This window comes from Arthrobacter sp. 35/47 (assembly GCF_000520475.1).
Taxonomy (GTDB): Bacteria; Actinomycetota; Actinomycetes; order Actinomycetales; family Micrococcaceae; genus Arthrobacter_D; species Arthrobacter_D subterraneus.
The window spans coordinates 47,704-58,859 of the sequence record NZ_KI914581.1; the positions used below are offsets into that span (position 1 = coordinate 47,704).

The window sequence follows — 11,156 nt, forward strand, 5'->3', positions numbered from 1 at the left end:
GGTTGATCCGCCGCCGCCCGAAAGGATGCCCTTCAGCGGCGAGACATCGCGGTAGTCGCGGCCCCGGGCCACGGACACATGAAAGTCGCTTACCGGACCGCTGTTGGTCGGATCCCAGCCCCGCCACTCGCCGTCCCACCATTCCACCCAGGCGTGCGCCGGATAGGCGGCTGCCCGTTACGCAACGCGGGTGATTTCCACCGTCACGTTCAGGGTTGATCCGCCGCCGCCCGAAAGGATGCCCTTCAGCGGCGAGACATCGCGGTAGTCGCGGCCCCGGGCCACGGACACATGAAAGTCGCTTACCGGACCGCTGTTGGTCGGATCCCAGCCCCGCCACTCGCCGTCCCACCATTCCACCCAGGCGTGTGACTGGCCGGCCACCGCCTCGCCCACGCCCGCCGTCCGGCGGGGGTGAAGGTAACCCGAGATGTAGCGGGCCGGAATTCCGAGGCTCCGCAGTGCGCCGATCGCGACGTGAGCGAGATCCTGGCACACGCCCTGGCGTTCGGCCCACGCGTCGCGCGCGTTGGACTGTACCCCGGTGACCCCCTGGACGTACTGCATTTCCTCCTTGAGCCAGTCGAAGATGCCGTGCGCGGCGGAGTGGGGGTCCTGGTTGCCGACGACGCCCTTCACGAGTTCACGGATCTCCTCGTTCGGTGCCGTCAGATGGGTGTCCGAAAGCCAGTCCGCGTAGTCGTTCAGGACGTCGTCGGACCGCAGCTGCTCCCAGCCCACCACCTCTTCCGGCGACGGGATCCGCTCGGTGCGGCTCACCTCGACGAGGGTCCGGGCGGACACCTCGAGCCGGTCGTGCGGGACCTGCACATCGAACGAGGTGACGCGGGTTCCCCAGTAGTCGCGGTACGTCGCCATGGAGGCGCTCGACGGATTCAGGCTGATCGTGGACTCGAGCACGACCTGCTGCGAATCGGTCAGCGGCGTCATGCGCGCCTCGTTGTAGGACAGGGACACGCGGCGCAGGTAGTCGTACCCTGTGCGGTGGTCGATCAGCAGGCGGGTCATGAGACCTCCCCAACCCAGGACAGCTCCGCTTCCTGGGAGAAATAGGTGCGTGAGACGGCATCGGAGGCTCGTGCACACGCCTTCTGGACTCGTTCCATATGTTCGGGCAGCTCCAGCATCAAGTCATCTGTCTGGTGGAATTCGAGGAAGGTGCGGGCCTGGCCGACAATCCGGCTGGCGTCATTGATGAAGCCGACCCTCTGGTAGGCGGGGTTGAGGTTCGTCAGGCATTTCTCGGCGTCGCTCAGGGCATAGACGATCGAGCGCGGGAAGAGCCGGTCCAGCAGGAGGAACTGCGCCGCATGCTGTTCCCCGAAGGAAGCCCGTCGTGTACGGAGGAAGGACTCGTAGGCGCCGGCGCAGCGGAGCATGTTCACCCAGGACAGGCCGGAGGCGTGGACGTCCCGGGTGGAGAGCATCCGGGCGGTCATGTCTGCCCGTTCCAGGCTGCGTCCCAGAACCAGGAACTGCCAGCTCTCATCGTGGCTCATGGTGGTGTCGGAAAGACCGCGCACCATGGCCGTGCGTTCGATCACCCAGTGGCAGAAGCGGTACGTTCCGACGACGTCCTTCCGGTGCTGCGTCAGTCCGTACCACGTGGTGTTCAGCCCCTCCCAGACGCTCCCGGACACGGTCTCACGGGCACGCCGCGCGTTTTCCCGGGCGGCCCCGAGAGCGCCGGCAATGGAGGTGGCGCTGCTGCGGTCGAACGCCAGCGCCTCAAGGAGTTCGGGCAGTCCGAAGTCATCAGACTCGGGACGGCTGCCCATGACGCCGAGGAGCTGGCGGGACACGTCGCGCTGGACGGGACGGGGCATCTGGTTCAGGCGCTCAAGGTGAACGTCCAGGATCCGTGCCGTGCCGTCGGCGCGCTCAACATACCGGCCGATCCAGAACAGGGACTCCGCAATTCGGCTAAGCATCTGCCGGCACCTCTCCTTCTTGCTCTCCCGCGTGCTGTTGCTGCTGTTGTTCGGGCTGGCGGTCCTGCCGGCCGGTCTCGACCGGCCAGACACTGACGCGCTCGTGCAGCGGCGCCGCCGCAGGGGCCGCGGGTGCGCTGTCCGACTGGCCGTCCACCACCCAGGTGTCCTTCGACCCGCCGCCCTGGCTGGAATTGACGATCAGCGAGCCTTCCTTCATGGCCACCCGGGTCAGCCCTCCGGGAAGCACCCAGACGTTCTCGCCGTCGTTCACCGCGAAGGGGCGCAGGTCCACGTGACGCGGGCTGAACTGGCCGCCGGACATGGTGGGCACGGTGGACAGCTGCAGTACCGGCTGCGCAATCCAGCCGCGGGGGTCGGCGAGAACCCGGGCCCGAAGGGCAGCGAGTTCCTCCGCCGATGCGTCCGGGCCGATGACCAGGCCCTTGCCGCCGGATCCGTCCACCGGCTTCACCACGAGCTCGTCCAGGCGGTCGAGGACCTCCTCGCGCGCCGCCGGCTCCTCCAGACGGAACGTGTCGACGTTGGCGATGATCGGTTCCTCGCTGAGGTAGTAGCGGATCAGGTCAGGAACGTAGGTGTACACCAGCTTGTCGTCGGCGACGCCGTTGCCGACGGCGTTGGCGATGGTCACCATGCCCGCTCGCGCCGCATTGACCAGGCCGGGGCAGCCCAGGACGGAGTCTGCCCGGAACTGCAGGGGGTCGAGGAACTCATCATCGATGCGCTTGTAGATCACATCGACGCGCTGCTCACCCGCGGTGGTGCGCATGTAGACCCGGTTGCCGCGGCAGATGAGGTCCCGCCCCTCGACGAGCTCAACTCCCATCAGCCCGGCCAGGAGAGTGTGTTCGAAGTAGGCCGAGTTGAAGACCCCCGGCGTGAGGACGACGACGGTGGGATCCTCCACACCGGGCGGCGCGGTTTTCCGCAGGGCGGCGAGCAGCCGGCGCGGGTACTCCTCGACCGGGCGGATGTGCTGTTGCCCGAAGGCCTCGGGCAGGCCCTTCGCCATGGCTCGCCGGTTCTCAAGCACGTAGCTGACGCCGCTGGGAACCCGCACATTGTCTTCGAGTACGCGGAAGGTGCCCTCGTCGTCGCGCACCACATCGATGCCGGAAATGTGCACGCGCACCCCGCCGGCCGGGTCGAACCCAGCCACCTCGCGGTGGAAGTGCGCGGACGAGGTGATCAGACGCCGGGGAATGACGCCGTCGCTGACGACGGTCATCTTGTCGTAGATGTCATTCAGGAACGCTTCGAGCGCCCGGACCCGCTGCGAGACACCGCGTTCGAGGACATCCCAGTCCGACCCCGCGATGACGCGCGGGACGATATCGAGCGGGAAGGGCCGCTCCTCCCCTGCAAAGTCGAAGGTCACCCCACGGTCAAGGAAGGTCCGCGCCATCGAATCCGCGCGGGCGGTCACGTCGGCGAGGTTGAGCTCGTCCAGGGCCGCCGCAACGGGCCGGTACTCCGCCCGGGGGTGATTGGCGGCGTCGAACATTTCGTCGTAGGCCACTGTTCGGCGGGCCACGGATGCGTAGTCTTCAAAGAGCTCGGACATGGGTCCACATTGCCATGCATCAGGCCCGAACACCTACCCCGGCACGGCCGCCGGTGGGAGCACGCCGCACAGACCTGCCCCCGCAGCGGCTGCCGTGGACCATGATTGAATGAGCCGGTGCACAACGAGAATCTGCGCCGCGATGAAGCGGCGGCCCGGTCAGCAGCCATCAGCGTCGCCAGCTACGACGTCACACTTGATCTGCGCACCGCCGAAGACAGCGCGAGCATCGGGTTTCCCTCACGGACGGTCATCACGTTCACCTCCCCGGCACCCGGCACAGACACGTTCCTGGACTTCATTTCCCCGGAGGTGGGGACCGTTAACCTCAACGGGACCGCCCTGGAACCGGCGGTGGTTGTCGACGGCGCACGCATCCGGCTCCCCGGCCTCGCCGAGCATAATTCCGTCACCGTGGACGGCACCGCCCTCTTCAGCCGCAGCGGTGAAGGATTGCACCGGTTCGAGGATCCTGCGGACGGCGCAACCTACCTCTACACCCAGTACGAACCTGCCGACGCGCGCCGCGTCTTCGCCTGCTTCGAGCAGCCCGACCTCAAGGCAACCTTCACGTTCCACGTCCGCGCCCCGGAATCGTGGACCGTTGCCTCCAACGGAGCGGAAAGCAGCAGGGACCGGCACGACGACGGCTCCGTCACCTGGCACTTCGAACCCACCCGGCGGATCTCGACCTACATCACCACCGTGCTTGCCGGCCCGTACGCCACCGTGGCCGACGAGTGGACCGGAATCGTCGGCGACGGCGAGGTCCTGACCGTGCCGCTGTCGCTCTACTGCCGCCGGTCCCTCGCCAAGCACCTTGACGCGGAGCGCATCTTTGACAGCACCCGGCGGGGACTGACGTATTTCCACGACCTGTTCCGCTACCCCTACCCGTTCGGCAAGTACGATCAGGCCTTTGTTCCCGAGTACAACCTCGGAGCCATGGAGAACCCGGGCCTGGTGACCTTCACCGAGTCCTACGTGTTCCAGTCGCGGGCCACGCAGGCGCAGTACGAGGCCCGGGACAACACGATCATGCACGAGATGGCGCACATGTGGTTCGGTGACCTCGTGACCATGACGTGGTGGGATGACCTGTGGCTGAAGGAATCCTTCGCGGACTTCATGGGGGCCCTCGCCGTGGCGGAGGCACTGGATTCGCCGTCGTCGTGGGTCACCTTCGCCACGCGCCGGAAGGCGTGGGCCTACCTGCAGGACCAGCTGCCTTCCACCCACCCGATCGTTGCGGACATCGTTGATCTTGAGGCAGCGAAACTGAACTTCGACGGCATCACCTACGCGAAGGGCGCGTCGGTGCTGAAGCAGCTCGTTGCGTACGCGGGCTTCGACGCGTTCGCTGCCGCTGCGCAGGCCTACTTCCGCGACCACGCCTACTCCAATACGACGCTGGAGGATTTCCTGGGCGCCCTGAGCACTGCCTCGGGACGGGACATGTCGGACTGGGCACGCCGATGGCTGCAGACCTCCGGAGTGCCGCAGCTCGCGGCCGAGGTGGAAATCGACGACGACGGCGCCTACACCTCCGTGACAATCACCCAGCGGGCGGTGGACCCGGGAACCCAGGAATCGGCACCGCGCCCGCACAGCGTCCGGCTCGGTCTGTACTCCCTCGACGCGAACGGGAGACTGCTGCGCACGTCCTCACACAGTGCCCTGGTGGACGGCGAACACACGGCCATTCGCGCGCTGGCCGGAGTCCCGCAACCTGATCTGCTCCTGATCAACGACGACGACCTCACCTACGCACGGCTCGTCTTCGACGAGCGATCCGTCGCAACACTTCTGGCGTCTGTGGACCGGATCGAGGAACCGCTGGCGCGGGCGGTATGCCTGGCTGCGCTCTGGTCCTCGACCCGGGACGCCCTGCTGAGCGCCGAGGATTACGTGGCAGCGGCGGAACGCGCGGCCCAGGCCGAAACCGTGGTGGGGATCCTCCAGCAGCTGCTCCAGAACGCGGGCCACGCGATCGAGCGCTATGCGCCCCGGGTGACCCGGCCGGCGCTTCGCGAACGGTTTACGGCATTCCTCGAACGCGGCCTGAAGAGCGCTCAACCGGGATCCGACCACCAGCTGCTCTGGGCCCGCGCAACGGCTGCCGTGGCCAGGAAAACACCCACCCCCGCTCCGCTGCTGCGTGGGCTGCTGGACGGGAGCCGGTCCCTTGAGGGACTGGCCGTCGACGATGAGCTGGCCTGGCAGCTGTGGCAGGGGCTCGCAGCGCAGAACCTCGCGACCGCCGATGAACTGGAGGCTGCCCTCCAGCGAGACCGGACGGCAGCAGGCCGTGTCGGTTTCACCACGGCCTGCACTGCGGTCCCGGATGCAGCGGTCAAGGCCAGGGCCTGGAAGGAGATCGTCTTCGGGGACCGGCTGTCCAACGAGCTGCTCAGCGCCACGATCGCCGGTTTCCGGGAAGGTGCCGTCGAGCTTCGCGAGCCGTATGTGCGCCCGTACTTCGAGGAGATCGACCGGGTGTGGCGTGAGCTGCCGATCGAAATGTCGGCAAGGATTGTGCGCGGACTCTATCCGGGAGACCATGACCTCGGTGCGGACGAGGCGCCACGGGACCATCCCGTCGTCGTGCTGACCGACTCGTGGCTCGCCGGTCACGCTGACGCACCGCAGTCGCTGCGGCGGATCGTGCTGGAGGAGCGCGACCACCTGGTGCGTGCGCTGCGGGCGCAGGCTGCGGCGTTGCAGGATCAGGGCACGCGATAGAGCCAGTCCGCTGTACCGAACTTCTCCTCCACCAGGACCTGCGCCGCGGACACCTCCGCCGGGTGCAGCGTTCCGTCCACCGCCTGGTACCGCTCGCGGAAGGTGTCGCTCAGGACGCGGACGATCTCCTCGCGTGGCAGTCCGGTCTGCCGGCGCAGCGGGTCAACCCGCTTTTTGGCGCTCCTGATCCCCTTGTCCGAGAGCTTCTCCCGGCCGATCCTCAGGACCTCTAGCATCTTGTCCGCGTCGATGTCGTAGGACATGGTCACGTGGTGGAGCATGCCCCCGTTGCCCAGCCGCTTCTGGGCTGCGCCGCCGATTTTTCCGACGTCGGTCGCGATGTCGTTGAGGGGCTGGTACCAGGCGGTGATGCCGAGCTTCCTGAGCCCCTCCATCACCCAGTCGTCGAGGAAGGGGTAGGAATCCGCAAAGCTCAGGCCGTCAACCAGGGACTGTGGAACGTACAGGGAGTAGGTGATGGCGTTTCCGTGCTCCATGAACATGGCTCCGCCACCGCTGATGCGGCGCACCACGCTGACGCCGTGACGCCGGACCGCCTCGCTGTCCACCTCGTTGCGCATGGACTGGAAGCTGCCAATGACCACCGAAGGGCTCTCCCACTCCCAGAAGCGAAGGGTGGGGTTCCGCCGCCCGGCGCCCACCTCGCGGGTCAGCACCTCATCCATGGCGACGTGCATCGCCGTCGGAAGCGGGGTGGGGCCGATGATCTCCCACTGGTGGTCGGCCCAGGAGGAGGCCATCCCGACGGCCCGCCGGACGGCGGTAGCTACCGCCTCCGGGGAGAAGCCGAACATTTCGGCGTCCGGCCGGAGCCGCTGACGCACTGCCGTTGCCAGTTCCCCGTGCGGCGTCCCGATGGGCAGACCCTCAAGAGCGGCGTTGATGTCGTCAAGGGCCTCATCCGGTTCCAGGAAGAAGTCGCCATTGATGGACACACCGCTGAACCGGCCGTCGGCAACGCCGAGGTCTGCGACAACGAGTTTGCCGCCCGCCACCTTGAATTCCCCGTGATATTCCCGCCGTGCCGCCCGTTCCATGGCTCTCCTGACGCCCCGTCCGCTGTACACCCCGTTAAACCACTGGGCCCGAACCGGAAATTCCGGTTCGGGCCCAGCAATAATATTCGGGACGCCTTACTTCTTGCCGAAGCCCTTGAAGCGCTGGTTGAAGCGCTCAACGCGGCCGGCGGAGTCCATGATGCGCTGCTTGCCGGTGTAGAACGGGTGCGACTCAGAAGAGATTTCCACCTCTACCAGCGGGTAGGTGTTGCCGTCTTCCCATTCAACCGTCTTGTCAGAGGTCACGGTGGAGCGGGTCAGGAAAGACTTCTCGGAAGCGAGATCGCGGAAAACGACCGCTGCGTACTTGGGGTGAATATCAGACTTCATGGCGGTACCTTCTGTTGTTGCCTGGATTTTGCCAGACACCGGTGGTTTGAAAGTTAGGGGCCCGTGGGCCAGCAACCAACTCTACCGCACGGGCGCGGGATCCGCGAAAGCAGCGCGGCCCCGTCAGCGTGTACCCGCCCGGCATTCCCAGAAGGCGACGGCGCCCGCCGCGGCGACGTTGAGCGAGTCGACGGCGGCGTTCATCGGAATACGGACAGCGACGTCGGCCTGTTGGACCGTCTGCGGCGACAGGCCCTCACCTTCGGTGCCCAGAATGAGGGCAAGGCGGTCGTGATTGCGCCGGGACAGCTCCTGTAGCTCGATCGAGCCGGGGCCAAGCGCCAGCGCCGCCACCAGGAAACCGGAACTGCGCAGCGTGCCGATGGCCGCGGGCCAGGATTCCAGCCGCACCCACGGGACCTGGAAGACGGTGCCCATGCTCACCCGGATCGCCCTCCGATAGAGGGGGTCGGCGCAGCGCGGCGTCACCAGGACGGCGTCGATCCCGAGTGCCGCCGCTGACCGGAAGACCGCTCCGAGGTTTGTGTGGTCGACCATGTCCTCGAGGACCGCAACGCGGCGGGCGTCCCTGAGGACCTCCCCCAGATCGAGGGGTGCCGGCCGGTTCATCGCGGCGAGCGCTCCGCGGTGGAGGTGGAAACCGGTGATCTCCTCCAGGACAGCCTCCGACCCGACATATGCCGGAACCCCGGGGAACCGGGCAAGGATGTCTTCAAGGTCCGGCAGCCATTTGTCGGTCAGGAAGAAGGACCGCGGCGTGTGGCCGGCGTCGATGGCCCGTCGGAGGACCTTGGTGCTCTCGGCGATGTAGAGCCCCTCCGCAGGTTCCCGGCGCCTGCGCAGCTGCGTGTCGGTGAGGCCGGTGTAATCGCTGACGCGCGGGTCTGCGGCATCGCTGAGCCGCTCCAGGGCCACCTAGCTCACCAGCCGCGCGATCATCACGTACAACGCCACCAGTCCGAGGACCACAATGACGCTCCGCAGTACGACGGGGGAAAGCCGCCGCCCGACCTTCGACCCGATGACACCGCCAATCAGGGAACCGACGGCGATGAGCAGGACCACCCACCACTCGATCCTGTCGAACGCGAAGATCATGTAGGAGACGGCCGCGATGAGGTTCACGCCGAGGACGAGTACGTTCTTCATTGCGTTGGCTGCCTGCATGGTGCCATGGAGGAACACCCCCAGGATGCCGACCAGCAGGATTCCCTGCGCCGCGACGAAGTATCCCCCGTAGACGCCGGCCAGGAACACGAGCAGGGTCAGGGCCAGCGGATGGGAACGCGTGGGCGGTTTCGCCTCGGCGCGGCGCCGCACCCAGCGCTGCAGCCGGGGCTGGAAGATCACGAAGCCGAGGGCCACGACGATCAGGAAGGGCGCCACCACCTCGAAGACCGTTTCCGGAAGGTTCAGCAGGAGTGCCGCCCCGAGAATCCCGCCGAGCAGTGAAGCGGGCAGGAGCCGCGCCAGCGTGCGGCCGTTGCCCTTCAGTTCTTCGCGGTAGCCCCACGCCCCGGACACATTTCCGGCCACCAGCCCCATGGCGTTACTGATGGTGGCGGTCACAGGGGCGTATCCCAGTGCCACCAGGATGGGGAACGTCACAAGCGTTCCCGATCCCACGATCGTGTTGATGGTCCCTGCCCAGAGACCGCCGAGCAGAATCAGCGCATCGCGCAACAGGTCCACGTTGGTGCTGCCGCTGCGCTAGGACCGCGCGACGGCGCTGTACCGGCCGTCGCGCCGGGTGACCTCGAGCGGGAGGTCGAAGGCCTGGCTCAGGTGCTCCGCCACCAGCACGTCATCGATGGGGCCTGCGGCGACTACCGCGCCGTCGCGCAGCAGCATCGCGTGGGTGAACCCGGGCGGCACCTCCTCAAGGTGGTGCGTCACCAGGACGATGGCCGGCGAGTCCTCATCGGCGGCGAGTTCGCTCAGGCGGGCAACCAGGTCCTCGCGGCCCGCGAGGTCCAGGCCCGCCGCCGGCTCGTCAAGCAGCAGGAGTTCCGGATCCGCCATGAGGGCACGCGCAATCTGGACCCGCTTGCGTTCGCCCTCGCTCAGCGACGCGAACGGTCTGTTCAGCATGGTGGAGACGCCCCAGTTGTGGAGCAGGTTGAACGCCCGGCGTTCGTCGAGCTTCTCGTACTGTTCGCGCCAGCGGCCGGTAACTCCGTAGGAGGCCGTCACCACAACGTTGAGGACTGTTTCATGTTCGGGGATCTGTGCTGCCAGAGAGGCGGAGGCCAGGCCGATCCGCGGACGCAGTTCGAAGACGTCAACGGCGCCGAGCACCTCGTCGAGGATGCCCGCAACGCCCCGCGTGGGGTGGATCCGGGCACCGGCAATCTGCAGCAGAGTGGTCTTCCCGGCGCCGTTGGGGCCCATTATGACCCAGCGCTCACCTTCCCGGACCTGCCAGTCGATGTCGTCCAGCAGCGCCTTTCCGCCGCGGACAAGGCTCACCCCGGAGAGTTCAAGAACATCACTCATGAGAGTAGACACTAGGCCAAGAGCGGCCCGGAACGTTAAATGAAACGCCAGCGTGCGCAAGGGGGTCCGCCGGGGATCGCCCACCCGTTTCACGGCGGCTGCGGCGGGCACCATAATGGCTGGTGAGGAGTCGGATCGAGGAAAGGCCGCAGGCACGTGACGGAGATGTACAGGGTTGTCAGCTTCGGCACCCGCCTGGAGGATTCCCACTCGGCGAAGGTGCGCCGGGCACTGCAGGAGACCGGCGCCGTCGTTGTCGGTGAAAGCCGGAGCGATTCCGGCAGGTACCAGGTCGCCGGGCTGACCGTCAGTACCGACCACGGGATCGACACGCTGCGGACGGCGGTCGCTCCGCTGGCCTCGGACGGTACGGGGATCGCGGTGGTGCCGCCGGCGCTGCTCGGCGAGGGAACCAAGCTGCTGATCATGGACGTGGATTCCACCCTGATCAAGCAGGAGGTGATCGAGCTTCTCGCCGCCCATGCAGGCCGCGAAGCGGAGGTTGCCGCCGTCACGGAGTCGGCCATGCGCGGCGAACTCGACTTCGCGCAGAGCCTGCATGCCCGGGTGGCCGTGCTGGCGGGCCTGGCTGAAGGCGTGATCGAGGATGTGGGAACACGGATCGAACTGAGCGAGGGAGCGGAACATCTGATCGAGGCGTTCCTGGAGGCGGGCCACGTGGTTGCGGTTGTGTCCGGGGGTTTCAGCCAGATCCTGGAGCCGCTCGCGGCGCGGCTGAACCTGACGCATGCCAAAGCCAACGAACTCGGCGTGGATGCGGGCACGCTCACCGGGTCGGTGATCGGTCCGGTGGTGGACCGTGCGGAGAAGGAGCGCTGCCTGCGCGCGTGGTCTGAAGCGGCCGGGATTCCCCTGGAGCGCACGATCGCTGTGGGCGATGGCGCCAACGACCTCGACATGCTGGCCGCGGCAGGGCTTGGCGTCGCC

10 protein-coding genes and 1 pseudogene are annotated in these 11,156 nt (G+C 67.1%); 2 read left to right on the forward strand and 9 right to left on the reverse strand.

What is annotated here, in order from left to right:
- The 4 genes and pseudogenes from X803_RS22590 to X803_RS0100620 all read right to left on the reverse strand — a co-directional run.
- Positions 1–159 (reverse strand): annotated as a pseudogene (locus tag X803_RS22590) (transglutaminase family protein); the annotation flags it as partial.
- Positions 160–177: 18 nt separating this feature from the next.
- Positions 178–1,029 (reverse strand): transglutaminase family protein, encoded by an 852-nt coding sequence (locus X803_RS0100610; RefSeq protein WP_026543607.1) that lies wholly within the window; start codon positions 1,027–1,029, stop codon positions 178–180.
- Positions 1,026–1,952 carry an alpha-E domain-containing protein gene (locus tag X803_RS0100615; protein ID WP_026543608.1) on the reverse strand — a complete coding sequence of 309 codons (927 nt, stop codon included), beginning with the start codon at positions 1,950–1,952 and terminating at the stop codon, positions 1,026–1,028. The genes X803_RS0100610 and X803_RS0100615 overlap by 4 nt, the downstream gene beginning before the upstream one ends.
- Entirely contained in the window at positions 1,945–3,540 is a 1,596-nt protein-coding gene (locus X803_RS0100620) for a circularly permuted type 2 ATP-grasp protein (protein ID WP_026543609.1), read from the reverse strand. The genes X803_RS0100615 and X803_RS0100620 overlap by 8 nt, the downstream gene beginning before the upstream one ends.
- A 117-nt stretch (positions 3,541–3,657) precedes the next feature.
- Between X803_RS0100620 and pepN the strand changes: the two genes are divergently transcribed.
- Positions 3,658–6,282, forward strand: a complete 2,625-nt coding sequence (gene pepN / locus X803_RS0100625; protein WP_026543610.1) for an aminopeptidase N — start codon at positions 3,658–3,660, stop codon at positions 6,280–6,282.
- Here pepN and X803_RS0100630 read toward each other — a convergent pair.
- The 5 genes from X803_RS0100630 to X803_RS0100650 all read right to left on the reverse strand — a co-directional run bounded on the left by X803_RS0100630 (position 6,267) and on the right by X803_RS0100650 (position 10,208).
- On the reverse strand, positions 6,267–7,340 hold the full coding sequence (locus X803_RS0100630) for a lipoate-protein ligase LplAB (protein WP_026543611.1): 1,074 nt from the start codon (positions 7,338–7,340) through the stop codon (positions 6,267–6,269). The genes pepN and X803_RS0100630 overlap by 16 nt on opposite strands.
- A 96-nt stretch (positions 7,341–7,436) precedes the next feature.
- Entirely contained in the window at positions 7,437–7,691 is a 255-nt protein-coding gene (locus X803_RS0100635; protein WP_026543612.1) for a type B 50S ribosomal protein L31, read from the reverse strand.
- 123 nt (positions 7,692–7,814) lie between these two features.
- The gene (locus tag X803_RS0100640) at positions 7,815–8,627 is read right to left on the reverse strand and encodes a TrmH family RNA methyltransferase (RefSeq protein ID WP_026543613.1); all 813 of its coding nucleotides are present in this window, start codon (positions 8,625–8,627) and stop codon (positions 7,815–7,817) included.
- Entirely contained in the window at positions 8,628–9,404 is a 777-nt protein-coding gene (locus X803_RS0100645) for a sulfite exporter TauE/SafE family protein (RefSeq protein ID WP_026543614.1), read from the reverse strand.
- An 18-nt stretch (positions 9,405–9,422) separates the two neighbouring features.
- Positions 9,423–10,208 carry an ABC transporter ATP-binding protein gene (locus X803_RS0100650; RefSeq protein WP_026543615.1) on the reverse strand — a complete coding sequence of 262 codons (786 nt, stop codon included), beginning with the start codon at positions 10,206–10,208 and terminating at the stop codon, positions 9,423–9,425.
- 165 nt (positions 10,209–10,373) lie between these two features.
- Between X803_RS0100650 and serB the strand changes: the two genes are divergently transcribed.
- A partial coding sequence (gene serB / locus X803_RS16890; RefSeq protein ID WP_035777363.1) for a phosphoserine phosphatase SerB occupies positions 10,374–11,156 on the forward strand: 783 nt, incomplete at its 3' end.